Origin of the sequence: Cutibacterium granulosum, from assembly GCF_900186975.1 — a bacterium.
Classification (GTDB): domain Bacteria; phylum Actinomycetota; class Actinomycetes; order Propionibacteriales; family Propionibacteriaceae; genus Cutibacterium; species Cutibacterium granulosum.
In genome coordinates, this window is record NZ_LT906441.1 from 390,058 (window position 1) to 405,472 (window position 15,415).

Sequence of the window (15,415 nt, forward strand, 5' to 3'; positions counted from 1 at the left end):
TTCTCGACCACTGGGTTCCAGGGCCATCGTGGGCCGCAGCGCCAGTTTCGGGGCCAAACTGCAACACGTCGATACCCCACCTGCCATCCTCGAACCATCGGCGGCGAGTGTACGTACGCAGCAGCGGCTTGGAGACAGAATCGTCGTCATGGCGAGGATCGGAGCGATCAGGTGGCAGAACCACCTTCACGTGGTCATCAACCGAGGTGATGGGTGGCATACCGCACGGCTCGAAGTCGATCGAGATGACGTGTGGGATCTCGTGGCGGACGTCATGGACCCGCACCAGGCGCTGTCCCTTTGACATGGACGAGAGCATACCTAAATTTCGCAACGAATCGTTATCAAAAATTGACGTGGTCTTGCACCACCTCTGCACGAACCCCCACAACGACTCTGCACAAAACTGTCAGTTCCCCTGGGGCTCAGTCACTCACATGTCTGGGGCACCGCCAGAGCGTCAAAAATTGTCAGCGGCGTGCTCCCACGGGACGACGGTGTACGCTGCTTCATCCCTGGATAGACTGCTTCGTCCTTGGGACGGTGCCTCTCCCCTGTCGCACCACCCGCAGAACAGTCGTTGCACCACCCGCAGAACAGCGAGAACGAATCCCACTGGAACGACAGCGGCAATGGCCGACACCGGAGGTGTCAAAAAACATCACCCCACGACTGATGGAGTCACGCAAACTGCGCCACCGAGCCTCGAGTGACAAAAATGTCGACCCCCTTGGTCATGACACGGGAACGCCTCGGGAGCGAGAACGCCTCGGTGATAAGTACCGGCAACACTCGGGAAGCAACCTCGGGAAGCTCAAAATCAGGTACTGGGATGCCGGAGTCAAGCTGGGGTGCCGGGGTCACCGGATTCAAGACTGAGGTGCCGGGTCCAAGTCGGCGGGGACTTCGTCGTCGGAAACCTGGTTCGGACACGCAAATGCCCCCACCTCTCGGGGAGTGTCAAAAATTGTCAGTCTCCCCAGCGCCAGGCCATGAGTGCCATGCACGCAGTACTTCAGAAATTCTGACGAAGGGCTTCGTCACGAAAAGCCCTCCTCCTGATGGGTACCTCAAGAAGCAGCCCCCGATGTGGGCTGCAGGGAGGACCATCACCTCAACCGAGAAGCCCACAGGTGCGAAGACGAATGACGGTGTGACAAAAATGTCGACCCCGGGGAGACATGGCAACAGAAATTCCCCACCTGGTGGTGCATCGTCAGAAAACTTTCAGACCACGCGCCAGGCCAGATCCGTCAGCCATGGGATTACCGAGACAGTACCGCCGCCACGAGACATGACTGGGTAGTGCGCGAGATAGGAGCGAGAATTCCGCAACAGAATCACTCGCTGATCGCGCGATCATCCGGTAGCCGACGAGGTGGACGCCACGACCAGATCCCGACGACCACCACGGCCGTATCCCGTCGAGTCAGTGCGCGTTGCCGGGGTGGTGATGTTCACCCCGCCGAGATAGCGGAGAACCACCTCGACATGCACAGATGGGACTACCAATCCTGTCGTTCGTCGACCGTGTCGTCCACGGCTCTCCAAACATGGGAGGGGCCCTCTACCGATCCCGCCTACCGATCCCACTGCCAGCGCCGCGCTACGGACACCCCTAAACATGTGTGAGGGGCTCCCGGGATTCCGGGAGCCCCTCACACCAAACTCAGTTTGGTTCAGGCCGCACTCAGTTGGCGGCGACCGTCTCGACGCTGACATGCCCCGTGATGGAGTTGTGCAGCTTCACGGCCACAGCGTGCGTACCGATGGTCTTGATCGGCTTGGCGATCTCGATGGAACGCTTCTCCAAGGCTGGACCACCAGCCTTCTTCACGGCCAGGGCGATGTCGGCAGGAGTGACGGCGCCGAAGAGGCGTCCGGACTTGCCGGCCTGGACGGTGATCTGGACCTTGAGATCCTCCAGCTGGGAACGGACCAGCTCGGCCTGCTCCTTGGTCTTGATCTCCTTGGCGGCGCGGGCACGCTTGATCTGGTCGATCTGCACCTCGGCGCCACGGGTCCACCGGATGGCGTAGTTGTTGGGCAGTAGGTAGTTACGGCCGTAGCCGTCCTTGACCTCGACGATGTCGCCGGGAACACCCAGCTTGTCGATCGGAGCGGTGAGAATGAGCTTCATGTGTCGTCCCTCCGTCCTCAGCGAGCCGTCGATGCGTACGGCAGCAGGGCAAGCTCACGCGCATTCTTGATCGCGATGGCGACCTTGCGCTGATCCTGCACCGACAGTCCGGTGACGCGACGGGCACGAATCTTGCCGCGCTCAGAGATGAACTTGCGTAGCATTGCGGTGTCCTTGTAGTCGACCTCTCCGATGTGGACGGTCTTGACCGGGACGACCTTCTTCTTCACAGACTTGCGCTGTGGACTGGCCATTGTGGTGCTCTCCTTCTGAGAAGCCCGGCTCTCGCCGGAATGTGCCTGTCCCTACCCCATGCGGGGCGCGGAACCTGACGATGGATTGATGGAATGTGGGGGTTGCCTCGCACGAGGCAACATGGATCAGAATGGGGGTTCCTCGCTGCTGGCCTGGCCCCAGACGTCCGTACCGCCGCCGCGGTTGTCATTGGTCTGGTCGTAGGACACGTAGGATCCCTGGCCCTGGTTCTGGCTCTGCCCGCCGCCGTTGAACGACTGGCTTGCACCATTGCCGAAACCTTGGTTGTTGCCGCCGAAGGAACCCCGTCCCCCGCCCTGACCGGACGGATTTCGGGTCACCGATGCCGAGGCGTACCGCAGTGAGGGGCCCACTTCCTGGACGTCGATCTCATGATTGGTACGACGGCTGCCGTCGCGGGCCTCGTAACTGCGTGCACGCAGATTGCCCTGGACGATGACTCGCATGCCCTTCGACAACGACTCGGCGACGTTCTCGGCATACTGCCGCCACACCGAGCAGTTGAGGAACATGGCTTCGCCGTCCCGCCACTCGTTGGTCTGGCGATCAAAGGTGCGCGGCGTCGAGGCGACCGTGAAGTTGGCCACGGGAACCCCGGACGGGGTGAAACGCAGTTCAGGATCGGCGGTGAGGTTGCCGATCACGGTGATGGATGTTTCTCCTGCCATGTGAGACTCCGAATCAGAAAGGCGTGGATCGATGGGTCACTCACGTGACTCCGTTGGTTCCATGTCTACCCGACTGGTGAGACAGTTTCTTGTCAAACTTCATCGACCAGCAGGTCCACACGGCAACCAGGTGCCCGGTAGTCGCAGCGGGCGTCCTCTCACGTGAGGGGTTGCTCAGTGAATCTCCGGACGCATGACCTTGGTACGCATGATCTTCTCGTCAATGGCGAAGAGACGATCAATCTCCTGAACCGTCGCCGGCTCACAGGTCACGTTGAGGACGACATAGATCGCCTCGGACTTGTTCTGAATCTCATAGGCCAAGCGACGCTTGCCCCACACGTCGACCTTGTCGACGGTTCCCTTCTCGTCGGTGACAACCTTCAGGTACTTCTCCATGACGGAATCGACCTGGCGCTCTTCGACGGTGGGATCGATAAGGATCATGACCTCGTACTTACGCATACGCTGACTCCACCTCCTCTGGTCTCTGCGGCCACGGGTACGTCCCGTGGCAGGAGGGCGTAATGCCTGTCACCCCAGTTGGCCGGTGTGACATCGACGTCAATACAGGACGCCGAGCTTTCACTATATCTGCTCAGGCCCCGTGGACCAAGCCGAGGGGACGGCCTCGACCAACGAAGCAGATCCCCGGTGGCGACGAAAAACAGACGACGAATGAGGTCGACCGTCTCAGCGTCGACGTTCCGGACCGGGAATGAGGATCTCCCCCGCCTCGCGCCAAGCCAGCAGACCGCCGGTGATGAAATCGGCTCGAAAACCTTGCTCCCGCACTGCATGGGCCAGATGCCCGGAGCGCAGTCCCGTGTCGCACATCAGCACGAAATGCGGGTCCGGCTCCGCCAGAGGGTCATCGGCCCAGACGGCCGACATCGGGTCGGAGAGCAGCTCCTTGGGACCCACCCGTCGGGCGCCGGGGGCATGGCCAGCCTCGAACTCACCCACGGTTCGCACGTCGACGAGAACCCCACCCTTCGACAGGGCGGTCAGTGCGGTGGGCACGTCAATGCCATCGGAGGGCATGCCGTGATTGGTGAGGAAATTGCGCAGTCCCATGGGTGAAAGTCTACGAGAGTGCGGAAGGCGGGGGTCTGGCGGGAATTTTTGTCATTGCCTGACGGGGGCGCAGAGGGGCAGGCGCACAGCCCTACCCCCCACCCCTGGAGTCCCGCACCCACGTGGACACGGTCGGAAAGCCATGGGGGTCGGGGTGGACGTGGTCCTTGCCCCCGCACCCCACGTGGGCACGATTGCCCAGAGGTGAGCGAGGGGAAGCAGGCACCCTTGGTCAGGTCCCGGTCGCAGGGGCTGGCCCGTTCGTGGGGAGATCGGGCTGAAGAGCTTCCCTGGCCTGCCCCACCCGGGAGCCGGGCCCGAACCACGGATCGAAAATCATCTCATGTTGCCCGCAACCCCAACCGGAGTTCTTCGCTCAGGCTCGGCCCCATGTGATGCTCAGTGACGCTGTCCGTTGGACCCGCCGTCCTTGTGCACCCTGCCGTTCCTGCGAGCATCCTTGCCGGCACCGCCCTTACGTCGGATGGCGATCTTGGAGTACATCTCCTCAATCACACCGGTGAATCGTTTCTCCACCTCACGACGGCGCACCTTGAGGGTCGGGGTGAGCAGTCCGTTGTCGGTGGTGAACTCGTCCCACAGCACGCTCAGATCCCGAATCTGCTCCTGGTGGGGCAGTTTGGCACTCAGCTCGGCCACCCGCCTGCGGATCTCCTCGGCCAGTTCCGGGCTGCGCAGTTTCTCGTTGGCCGACAGGCTCGTGATGTGCAGGCGCTCGGCCAGCTGCTCGACCTGCGGCAGGGACGGTTTGACGAGCAGGGTGAGGCAGGGGCGATTGTCGCCCAGGATCACGGCCTGTTCGAAGAGCGGGTCCTTGAGCAGTTCGGCCTCGATCGGCTGGGGAGCGACGTTCTTGCCGTTGAGGGTGACGATGATGTCCTTGAGCCGGTCGGTGATGAGCAGGTAGCCATCCTCGTCCAGACGTCCGACATCGCCGGTGCGCAGCCACCCGTCGTCGAACGCGGCCTCGGTGGCCTCCGGCTGGTTCCAGTAGCCCTTCATGACGTTCTTGCCCCAGTACTGCACCTCGCCGTCGTCGGCGATGCGGATCCTGGAACCGTGGATCGGGCGCCCCGCGGTACCGAACTTGTGGGCTGCCGGGCAGTTGAAGCTCACCAGTGGGCTGGCCTCGGTGAGTCCGTAGCCCTGACTCACGAGGATCCCACAGGCCGCGAAGAACTCCTCAACCTCCTTGCGCAGTGGGGCACCGCCGGCGGCCAGCACCTTCTTGGGGCCACCGACGGCGTCCCGAATGGAGTGCAGCACCAAAGCGTCAGCCAGCTTGTGCTGCACCTTGAGAATGCGCCCGGGGGTGCCGCCGGCCTCACCGACGTCCCACCACTGCTTGCCCACCTGCAACGACCAGTCGAAGATCCGCTTCTTGGCCGGGGAGTCGGAGACCTTCTCCTGGGCCACCGTCATGACCTGCTCATAGAGCTTGGGAACACTCACGAACAGCGTCGGACGCACCTCGGCGAGCATCGAACCGACCGTCTTGGGATTGGTGACGAAGGTGTTGAGGCAGCCGTGGCTGATGAGCGTCATCGACCAACCCCACTCATAGGCGTGGGAGAGGGGCAGGAAGCACAGCGAGTGGTCGGTGGGCTGGAAGTCGAAGAAGGCGTCGAGCGACGCGATCTCGGACAGCACACCCTCGTGGGTGAGCATGACCCCCTTGGGGGAACCCGTGGTCCCGGAGGTGTAGATGAGGGCAGCGACGTCGTCGGGTCGAGCCTGATCCATCCGCTCGGCGACAATCGCGTCGAGCTGGGCACGATGATCCTGCTGCGCGTCACGGACGGGGCCGGCGGGCTGGTCGGTGATGGACGCCTGGACGACACTGGGCCGATCACTGCTGGACGAGCCCTCCGAGCGTTCATCTCGCTGTCGGTCTTCTCCTGGCTCTGACTGCCCCTTCCCCGGGTGCTCGGCGACGCGGGCCGTCTGCGAGGGCTGCGCGTCAGACGCGACGGCAGGCCACCGCGAACCATCTGACGTCAGCGCCCCGGAGTCGTCCAGTCCACCACCAGCCACCAGATCGGCGAAGGAGATCGTGGCGATGGCAGGATCGTCGGGCAGGTCACCGTCGAGGACGATGATTCGTTCCAGGCTCGGCATGCGGTCGGCTACGCTCAAGGCGCGCTGTGCCAAGGATTTGTCGGCGACGGCCAGCACCCGCACCTGCGCGTCGGAGATGATGTGGACGATCTGCTCGGGGGTGCTCGTGGGAAAGATCGGCACCGGGATCGCGCCGACCGTCAATGCCGCAAGATCCAACTCGAGCCACTCCGGGCAGTTGTGGGCGAAGATCGAGATACGATCGCCGCGGCACAGTCCGTCGTCGGTGACGAACCCCGGATCGACCAGGCAGCGGGCGACGGCGTCCACCCGACGCCCCAGCTCGGCGTAGGTGTGCAGCACCCATTCCCCGTCACGGCGTACCCGGGTGGCCGGACGGAAACCGTGCTGGGAGCGCGTGCGGGCGAACAGATGCGCCAAGTGGTTGACGGCCAATTCCTGCGTCATCACTACTCCTGACCGCAGAGCGAATTCATGGCATCCATCCTACGGCCACTGGCGGTCTGACCGGTGGCCAACCAGGAATGTGACCACGCCAGACGGGCGGCAGCACGGTCGCACGCAGACCTTCCCCAGCCCTGTTCCAGCCACCAGCTCACCACTTCGACCACGGCAACCTCCCACGCCACTCGTTGCACAGAACTGTCCATTCCGGCAGCTCTCCGCCTTGCAATGCATGGCAGCTCACGATGGCGGTGAAAACGCGAGTGTGGTGGAGCAATCCTTCCCAAGGAACCCGACCTGACAGCGAGCCTCGGCAAATCTGTGTGGCCGTGGGCAGCCTCCGCCCGGAAAGTCTCGATTGCCATCAGTACGTTCTCCCCAGCGCCCCTCCAGGAGCCCACGCACAGGGGCCAAACGCCAGCGTGACACTCCATGGGGGACGGGCCAGGAGCCCACAGGGGCCTGACCATCTCTTCCGAGGGGCGTGAAGCCAAGACCAAGTGCCCCCGGCGAAAACGACCTTGCGCACGGTGCCCGGGCCACGGACAATCCCTGCCCGGTGAGACCCCAGTCCCGCCCGGTGAAATTCGACAACTCAATCAGGTCAGCGCCGCTCAGCAGGAGATGGGTGGAGCCGCCGGGTGTGACCGAACCAGCACGATGCAGGTCAGAACTCGATGCGCCGGACCAGAGCTTGCGAAAAATACCGCCCGCGCTGGCTGCAGTCACGAACGGGACGCACACCCCGGTCTGGTGACATTTTTGTTCACTGCCGCCTCAGGACCTGCTCGATCCACTCGACATCGGCTCGGCGATCTGGCTCGTCACCCGGGGTCTCCACCACCGTCGGGGCATCGGCGGCAGCAATGACCTCGCCCAATGCCTGCGGATCGATCTGCCCCTGCCCGAGGTTGGCGTGCCGATCACGTCCGGATCCCGCAGCCCCCTGGGAGTCGTTGGCGTGCACCAGGTCGATGCGTCCGGTGATGGCTCGGATGTCATCAACGAGCGTGTTCATGTCCAGACCGGCGGCAAACGCATGACAGGTATCCAGGCAGAATCCGACGTTCTCGGCACCCCGTGCCGCCCCGATCGCCTGCCAGGTGCCGGTGAGTCGCTCCAGGGTGCGAGCCATGGCGTTCTCCCCGCCGGCAGTGTTCTCCACCAGCAGCGGCACCGGGAAGTCGAATCCGTCGATGGCCTTGCGCCAGTTGTCCTGCCCCTTCTCGATCGGCTCACCCTGACGCACGTGCCCGCCGTGCACGACGACACCGATCGCCCCGATCTCAGCTGCGGCGTCAAGGGTCTGCTGGACGAGTTTTCGACTCGGGATACGGATCCGGTTGTTGAGTGAGGCGAGGTTGATGACGAACGGGGAATGGACCACCACGGTGACACCGGCCTTCTGCGCCGCCTCCCGGACGGCTTGGGCCCCGCCCGGGTTGTCGAAGCGTGGCTTCTTCCACGACTGGGGATCCGAGACCGTCACCTGGGCCAGATTGCCCACGACACGACCACCAAGGACGTCGTCCAGACTGACGTGGGAACCGATGGGATGAGCACTCATGGGCCAAGACTAACCAGAGAGTCCTCGGCTGCTGTGGTCTGAGGAAGCAAGCTGCCGTAGATTGGTGGTCATGGCAACGAGCATGGTCACGGGCGGCACGTCGGGAATTGGCCGGGAGTTCGTCACCCAGCTGGCGTCACGGGGCGACGACATCGTCATCGTCGCCCGGGACACCACTCGGATGGCGCAGATCAAGGAGCAGATCGAGGCCCGCTACGGAGTGAGCGTGGAGACGATCCAGGCCGACCTCTCCAACCGACACGACGTGGCCTCGGTGGCGGAGCGTCTGGAAGACCCGGACAGCCCCATCGACCTGCTCGTCAACGACGCCGGTTTTGCCGTGCACGCCAAGATCCTCGATCCCGACTCGCTGGAGTTGCAGAATCGCGCCTTCGAGGTGATGTGCCGCGCCGTTCTGGAGCTGTCGGCGGCGGCAGGGCGTGCCATGGTCTCCCGCGGGCACGGTGCCATCCTCAACGTCTCGAGCTCCAGCGCGTGGATCAACACCGGCAACTACTCGGCCCTCAAGGCCTGGGTGCTCACCTTCACCGAGGGCCTGGCCAACGAGCTGCACGGCACCGGCGTGCACGCCATGGCCCTGTGCCCCGGCTGGGTGCACACCGAGTTCCACTCCCGTGCCGGGGTGACGGCCAACCACCTTCCGGACTTCTTCTGGATCCCGGCCGACGTGCTGGTGCGCGAGGCCCTGGCCGATCTGGACCGCGGCAAGGTGGTGAGCGTGCCGACCCCGCTGTGGAAACTGTTCATCGCAGTGGCCAGTCACGCCCCGCGCTCAGCAATGCGGTTCCTCTCCCGCACCCTGAGTTCCAGTCGTGACAAGGACGACCACCCGCAAACGACGAATTCCCCCACCACGCACAACGCTCCCTCCACACACAGCACCGAGGCCTGACCCATGAGACATGACATGGGGGCCAAGCCAACCAAGTCTCGAGGGCGCTACACCAGCACTCTGTCAGCAGTGAGCCGGGAGGCCGCCAACCTGCTGCTGCTCAAGCCGCTGGTGTGGCGTCTCACCGATGTCACCGTGCACGGAGTTGCCAATCTGGATTCCCTGGACGGTGCCTACATCGTCGTGGCCAACCACTCCTCGCACCTGGACACACCGCTCATCTTCGGGTCGATGCCACGTCGGCTGTCGAAGTACTTGGCAACCGGGGCAGCTGCCGACCACTTCTTCACCAACTGGCTACACGCCATCACACCGGTGATGTTCTTCAATGCCTTTCCGGTCGATCGAGGCAAGGGCAAGGCTCGGGTGGCCACTCGAGGGACCACCGCGCATGGGATGGCCGGGTCCCTGCTCACCGACGGCGTGCCGCTGCTCATCTTCCCGGAGGGCACCCGGTCCCGCACCGGCGCCATGGGGACGTTCAAGCCCGGAACAGCCGCCCTGTCGATCTCGCGTGAGGTGCCGATCATCCCGGTGGCCATCGTTGGCGCCTTCGCCGCCATGCCCAGCGACAGCGGGCTGCCCAAGGGGCGTCCGCCGGTTCACGTCGTCTACGGACATCCGATGGAACCGGCCCCTGGTGAGATCGCCCACAAGTTCTCCGAACGAGTGCGCCGTCAGATCATCGAGTTGCATGACCAGACCGCCAGGGCATACGGGATGCCCACCCTTGCCGAATACGCCCGCACCCTCGCCCTGGAACGGTCGACGACGAAACCTGCCGGTGAGGAGCCCCATTCCGGGTGAGATCGACGACACGCCGACCGTCGTCGACAGGGATGGTTGAAGCTACTTCCGGCCACTCGTCCCAGAGCCGTCCGGGCACCGACCTTCACCTTGGCATTGCCCAGACCAAGCCGCCTTCACCCCCCCAAAAAATCGTAAGGAGCCCACGATGAACGCCAAGGAGCCGCACAGACGAGTGGTTGCCGATCAACACATCATCTCGGTGAATCGCCGGGTCAGCGTCGACGGGCTCGACGAGTTCATCGACGAGGCGATGAACGGCATGGCGCGACTGCTGGAGGGCAACGGGTACCCGTTCGTCATCTACCACGATGGCCTGACGGTGGATTCCCCGGGAACCGTGGAGGTGTGCCAGCCCATCGACCCCGATTTCGGGCGTCGACTGGAGCTGCCCGAGGGAATCATTCGGCGGGTGGAGCCGGAGCATGTGGAAGCGTGGGTGACGGTGAGCCGGGCTGAGCTTGCCTTTCCCGAGATCGACGAGATCTACGCCGGCCTGGATGCCGACCTCACCGATCGCGGTTGGCAGCGCAACGGCGCTCCCCGCGAGGTGTATTGGGGTGAGTGGAACGATGCCGCCATCGACGATCCCACCTGCGACGTCTGCTTTCCCGTGGTGCCATACCCCGACGAGATGTGATGTGACTCGGAGACGCCATCTGCACAGCGTTCCCCTGCCGCTCACCCCAGAATCCGCTGACCACCCCAGAACCAGGCTGGATCAAGCACCGGCACTGGTGAGTACAGGGTTCGATGAACACAGGACCTGGTGCACACAGGGCGCGGCCTCAACAGAATCCGCACCTTCGGGTCGTCTCCCACAGGATCTGATGCGCACAGGGCACGGGGTCGAAAACCCAGAGCACGAAAATCCCAGCACGCCGTCCTTCGCGTCACTCAGATGCCTCGCCCACCCCTCGCCTGACAAAAATGTGCACGCCGCTGGCAAAGCCCCATTGTTCAGAAACAACACTGTCAGACACAACTCCCCCACGACTCAAACACAGCAGCCTCCAACCACGCACTGACCAATCCCGGTGCACAAAAATCACAGCTCACCGGTGCCACAGTCCCTCATCTGACTCATCCACCGCTCGCCTGACAATTTTGTGCATCCACCACGGACCTCACTCCCAGACTCCATGAGCTTTCCGGCTCCACCACCCTTTTCGATCAGCCGCGTCCCGCCTCGTGGCATCCGGGTGCACAAAACTCTCGGCTCGCGAGCTCGCTGGGCACCCATGAACCCCGTATGGTTGAGGGGTGACGATTCAGGTACGACGTATCTCTGCCGATCAACATCTGGCTTTTCTACAGGACTGGGCGAGCCCGGGGTCGCAGGCATGCGAAACGGTGAGTTTCCTACAGACCCCTGCTTGGGCGCAGGTGAAAACCGACTGGCGCTCTGAGTCCATCGGAATCGTGCGGGACGGCACCGAACTGCTTGGTGTCGGCCTGGTGCTCTACCGTCAGGTGCCCAAGTTGCACCGCTACCTGGCCTACCTGCCCGAGGGCCCGGTGGTGGACTGGTCCTCCCCTGAGCTGCCAGAATTCCTCACCGCCCTGCGCAGCCACGTGAAGTCTCGCGGCGCCTTCGCCCTGCGCATCGGCCCCACCCTGCCACATCGCGTGTGGGCCAAGGACACCATCAAGGCGGCCATCGCCGACGAGTCCGTCACGGCACTGTCCGAGGTGCCTACCGACCGGACGAACCGCCGAGCAACCTACCTGACCAACCAGCTGCGCCACCTGGGGTGGCGTCCACCAAAGGATGAGCAGGGATTCGCCGCCGGCCAACCCAAGTTCAACTTCCAGCTGCCCCTCGTGCGGTGGAAGGACGGCGAGCGGGTGCGTCTGAGCGAGGACGAGGTGCTGGCTGGAATGAATCAGCTGTGGCGCCGAAACATTCGCAAGGCCGCCAAGAAGGGCGTCGAGGTGGTCACCGGTGGTCGGGACGACCTGGCTGCCTTCCACACCGTCTATCTGGAGACTGCCGAGCGCGACGGTTTCACCCCACGTCCGCTGGAGTACTTCGAACACATGTGGGACGCCCTCAATGCCGAGGATCCCGATCGGATGCACGTCTACCTGGCTCGCCACGAGGGCGACGTCGTCGCCGCGACAACGTGGATCCACGTGGGCCGGCACTGTTGGTACTCCTACGGCGCCTCCACCAACGCCAAGCGCGAGGTACGCGGGTCGAACGCCATCCAGTGGCAGATGATCCAGGACGCGATGGCGGTCGACGCCGATGTCTACGACATGCGCGGCATCACCGAGGGATTGACCGCCGACGATCCCGAGCTCGGCCTCATCAAGTTCAAGGTGGGCTCGGGCGGGCAGGCCGTGAGCTACATCGGCGAGTGGGACCTCGTCATCGATCCACTGCTCTACAAGGCCTTCGACCTCTACATGGAGCGGAGGAGCCGATGAGTCTCGTCATGCACGTCGATACCGCAGCCTGGCGTTCGCACCAGGGTGCCGTTCTGGCCGGCGACCGGCTGACCGTACCGGTGATCAAGGGCAATGGTTACGGGTTCGGGCTGGAGCGGCTGGCTGGTGAGGCGGCACGTCTGACGGCGGACGTCGTCGCCGTGGGGACGGCCGGTGAGGTCGCGGCAGTGCGCGCCGGCGGGTTCACCGGCGATGTCGTCGTGTTGACGCCGTGGCGGCCCGGCGACCCGATCGTCGAGCAGATGTTGGACGAGGCCGCCCAGAGTGGTTCGGGGTCATCATGACGGTCTCGCGGGTAGCGGACGCCCAGGCGCTGGCTGACTCACGCCCCGGACTACGGGTGATACTGGAGGTCCTCACCTCGATGCTGCGCTTCGGGCTGGCACCCCAGGAGTTCCGTCATGCTGTGACCGTCTGCCAGGACCGCTTGGAGATCGTCGGCTGGACGATCCACCTGCCCATGACAGGTGAGCACCTGCAGGAGGCCACCGATCTTGCTACCTCGGCCGTGGCGGCCTGCAAGGTCCCGTTGTGGGTCTCGCACCTGGACGACGACGAGCTCGACGTGCTGCGTCATCGGATGCCGGTGACGGTGCGACGCCGGGTCGGTACGCATCTGTGGCTGGGTGGCACGGATGCCTACCGTTACACCTCGAGTGTCACCGACGTGCACCAGGTGAGCCGTGGCGAGCGGGTGGGCTACTGGCAGCGCGCCGTTCCCGATCCGCGTGGCGGCCAGGTGGTCGTCGTCGACGGGGGCACGAGCCACGGGGTGGCGATGAGCGCCCCGACCCCGGGCGCTTCGGTGCGCCAGCAGCTCACGGCTGCTGCGGGTGGTCTGCTCAACGCCTCCCGGCTGGCCCTGTCACCGTTCAGCGTTGGGGGACGCAAACGGTTCTTCGTCGAACCACCCCACATGCAGGCCAGTCTGGTCTGGGTGCCGGGTGGGGTGAGCGTCGCCGTGGGTGACGAGATCGACGTCACGATGCGTGCCACCACGGCCACCCCGGACGCGATCGTCCTGGAGTGACCGGCCACTCATTGCCTCGGGGCCAACGCACGTCCGGTGAGGCCGTCCAGCCCACCGACCCTCTACAGCTCAGGTGATTTGCGGAGCGGAACGGCTCGCCACTCGTGCACGAGGCGAGGCACCCCTGCCAGAACGTGTCCAGTCACACTGGCTCTCGCACCCAGTGGTGCCGCCCTGAGAATCGAAGGATCACAGGACTCGACCGGATCATGCTCGCGCCCCCACGACACACGTCCGGTGCTGCACTTGGGGCCTGACCTATTCTGTGCCAGTCGCGCCCTTTGCCCCTACGCCCCCGGTGAGCCCAGCACTCATTCACCAGTTGGGACGCGAAGCTTTCCTGCGCCCACGCCTGATGAACCTGTGGGTCGACAGACAACCGGCCTGCGTCTACCTCGGTACTCCCGTGCCTCAAGAGAGGGGGACCGTCCAGTGGCGCTCTCGCGGTCATGGAAGAGGATGCCGCCACTGGCACTTGACGGCTCGGCATGTCACCGACGACCCGATGGCCACCAAGTGGCCCCATCCTCTGCCCAGGGGCAGCTGCCAATCACGAATTGCTGGGCCCGAAATCAGGGCCAGTCACGATGTCGGATCGCAAAATCCGGGGCCGCCCCACGCAGGGCAGCCCCGGATTCACATGTCACTCGGTCGAACCGGACCGCAGCCGATCAACCGGCTCTCACTCAGTCGAGCAGGTTGTCCGACAGTCCCAGAGCCTGGTGCAGCAGCCACACCGGGTGGACGATCTTCACACCCGAGGACTTGGTGATCTGCCAGCGACAGGTCTCGGTGTCGCAGACACCGACGCCCTCGTTGTACTCACGCATGTGCTCGAAGACCTTGGCGCCGATCTTCTGGGAGACGTCGTAGCGCTCGGCCTTGAGGCCATAGGTACCAGCGATACCGCAGCAGGGCTCGTTGGACTCCAGCACCTTGACGCCCGGGATGAGCTCCATGAGCTGCACGGCCGGGAATCCCATGCCCTGGCTCTTGACCTGGCAGGGCTGATGGTACGGCACGGTGAGATCGAGCGGCTTGAGGTCGCTGAGGTCGATCTCGCCGTTGCGGTACTCCTCCATGAGGAATTCACAGAAGTCGAACGAGCGCACCGACACGTCGTGCAGACGCGGGTCGTCGACACCCATGATCTCGTGGGCCTCGTGCTTGATCATGCCGATGCAGGAACCCGAGGAGGACACCACCGGGATGCCCTTGCCACGCGCAATGATCTTGTCGCAGATGTCGAGCAGGGTCTTGGTGGACTGCTTGAACAGACCGTTGGACTGCTGGGCCAGGCCACAGCAGCCCTGCTTGGGCACGAGCACCTCGTAGCCCAGGTGCTCGAGCACCTCGATGGACTTCACGGAGGTCTCAGTCTCGAAGTAGCCGCCGGCGCAGCCCTGGAAGAAGATCACCGGGCCCTTGGTGGGCTTGGTGGCAGGCTTGTGCTTGCGGATCCACTTGGAGAGGGTCTCGGTGTGGGCCTCGGGCATCGGGGCCTCGCGGTGCACCTTGATGATCTTCTCGACGGCGAAGCGAATCGGTTTCTGCTTGAGGCCCCAGTTGGCCAGCGGAGCGATCGGGGAGAGCACCTTGCCCTCGAGCACCGTGAGCGGGATGAGACGGTCACGCAACGGAACACCGTTCTGGTGCTTCATCTTGGCAGCGGCCTGCTCGTTGAGCTCGGCGATCTTCACACCCTGCGGGCAGTGCAGGGTGCAGATGCCGCAGAAGTTGCACCACTCGAGGGAGTTGTCCACCGAGGCTCCGTCACGGAACCGCTCGGCCTGCGGACCGTTGTACTTCGGGCCGGTGTACAGCGGGGTCGCCTTGGCGACCGGACACATCGTCTCGCAGATGGTGCACTTGACGCATGCGTCCAGCGAGGCCCGGGAGGCCTCGTGGCCAGAAAATGTCTCTTCGATGACGCCCATGA

General features: G+C 64.1%; 14 protein-coding genes and 1 pseudogene. 6 read left to right on the forward strand and 9 right to left on the reverse strand.

Annotated elements, in window-relative coordinates; genetic code table 11:
- Nucleotides 1-13: 13 nt before the first annotated feature.
- From CKV91_RS09675 to CKV91_RS01795, 8 genes and pseudogenes are all read right to left on the reverse strand, one after another.
- A pseudogene (locus tag CKV91_RS09675) lies at nucleotides 14-319 on the reverse strand (siderophore-interacting protein); the annotation flags it as partial.
- Nucleotides 320-1,690: 1,371 nt separating this feature from the next.
- Nucleotides 1,691-2,140, reverse strand: coding sequence for a 50S ribosomal protein L9 (gene rplI / locus CKV91_RS01760; protein ID WP_065860861.1), 450 nt, complete (start codon nucleotides 2,138-2,140; stop codon nucleotides 1,691-1,693).
- A 17-nt stretch (nucleotides 2,141-2,157) separates the two neighbouring features.
- Nucleotides 2,158-2,394 (reverse strand): 30S ribosomal protein S18, encoded by a 237-nt coding sequence (gene rpsR / locus CKV91_RS01765; protein ID WP_021103556.1) that lies wholly within the window; start codon nucleotides 2,392-2,394, stop codon nucleotides 2,158-2,160.
- A 126-nt stretch (nucleotides 2,395-2,520) separates the two neighbouring features.
- Nucleotides 2,521-3,084 (reverse strand): single-stranded DNA-binding protein, encoded by a 564-nt coding sequence (locus CKV91_RS01770; RefSeq protein WP_021105225.1) that lies wholly within the window; start codon nucleotides 3,082-3,084, stop codon nucleotides 2,521-2,523.
- 174 nt (nucleotides 3,085-3,258) lie between these two features.
- Nucleotides 3,259-3,549 (reverse strand): 30S ribosomal protein S6, encoded by a 291-nt coding sequence (gene rpsF, locus CKV91_RS01775; RefSeq protein WP_021103558.1) that lies wholly within the window; start codon nucleotides 3,547-3,549, stop codon nucleotides 3,259-3,261.
- A 228-nt stretch (nucleotides 3,550-3,777) separates the two neighbouring features.
- Complete coding sequence (locus tag CKV91_RS01780; protein WP_065860860.1) at nucleotides 3,778-4,161, reverse strand: rhodanese-like domain-containing protein; 384 nt, start codon at nucleotides 4,159-4,161, stop codon at nucleotides 3,778-3,780.
- A 399-nt stretch (nucleotides 4,162-4,560) separates the two neighbouring features.
- Entirely contained in the window at nucleotides 4,561-6,708 is a 2,148-nt protein-coding gene (locus CKV91_RS01785) for an AMP-dependent synthetase/ligase (protein ID WP_095140920.1), read from the reverse strand.
- A gap of 763 nt (nucleotides 6,709-7,471) precedes the next feature.
- A complete protein-coding gene (locus CKV91_RS01795; RefSeq protein WP_065860858.1) occupies nucleotides 7,472-8,272 on the reverse strand; it encodes a deoxyribonuclease IV in 801 nt (266 codons plus the stop codon).
- A 70-nt stretch (nucleotides 8,273-8,342) separates the two neighbouring features.
- Here CKV91_RS01795 and CKV91_RS01800 point away from each other — a divergent pair, with 70 nt between their 5' ends.
- The 6 genes from CKV91_RS01800 to CKV91_RS01825 all read left to right on the forward strand — a co-directional run bounded on the left by CKV91_RS01800 (nucleotide 8,343) and on the right by CKV91_RS01825 (nucleotide 13,476).
- Nucleotides 8,343-9,185 (forward strand): SDR family NAD(P)-dependent oxidoreductase, encoded by an 843-nt coding sequence (locus tag CKV91_RS01800; protein WP_051254824.1) that lies wholly within the window; start codon nucleotides 8,343-8,345, stop codon nucleotides 9,183-9,185.
- A gap of 15 nt (nucleotides 9,186-9,200) precedes the next feature.
- On the forward strand, nucleotides 9,201-9,992 hold the full coding sequence (locus CKV91_RS01805; RefSeq protein WP_021105233.1) for a lysophospholipid acyltransferase family protein: 792 nt from the start codon (nucleotides 9,201-9,203) through the stop codon (nucleotides 9,990-9,992).
- 148 nt (nucleotides 9,993-10,140) lie between these two features.
- Nucleotides 10,141-10,632: a GyrI-like domain-containing protein gene (locus CKV91_RS01810; RefSeq protein WP_021105234.1), complete on the forward strand. Its 492-nt coding sequence runs from the start codon at nucleotides 10,141-10,143 to the stop codon at nucleotides 10,630-10,632.
- 623 nt (nucleotides 10,633-11,255) lie between these two features.
- Nucleotides 11,256-12,425 (forward strand): lipid II:glycine glycyltransferase FemX, encoded by a 1,170-nt coding sequence (locus tag CKV91_RS01815; RefSeq protein WP_081659015.1) that lies wholly within the window; start codon nucleotides 11,256-11,258, stop codon nucleotides 12,423-12,425.
- Nucleotides 12,422-12,730 carry an alanine racemase gene (locus CKV91_RS09910; protein ID WP_095140921.1) on the forward strand — a complete coding sequence of 103 codons (309 nt, stop codon included), beginning with the start codon at nucleotides 12,422-12,424 and terminating at the stop codon, nucleotides 12,728-12,730. The genes CKV91_RS01815 and CKV91_RS09910 overlap by 4 nt, the downstream gene beginning before the upstream one ends.
- Entirely contained in the window at nucleotides 12,727-13,476 is a 750-nt protein-coding gene (locus CKV91_RS01825; RefSeq protein WP_095140922.1) for an alanine racemase, read from the forward strand. Before CKV91_RS09910 ends, CKV91_RS01825 begins: the two co-directional genes overlap by 4 nt.
- Before the next feature lie 686 nt (nucleotides 13,477-14,162).
- Here the strand turns inward: CKV91_RS01825 and CKV91_RS01830 are convergent.
- Nucleotides 14,163-15,413: an anaerobic glycerol-3-phosphate dehydrogenase subunit C gene (locus CKV91_RS01830; protein WP_021105238.1), complete on the reverse strand. Its 1,251-nt coding sequence runs from the start codon at nucleotides 15,411-15,413 to the stop codon at nucleotides 14,163-14,165.
- Nucleotides 15,414-15,415 lie beyond the last annotated feature (2 nt).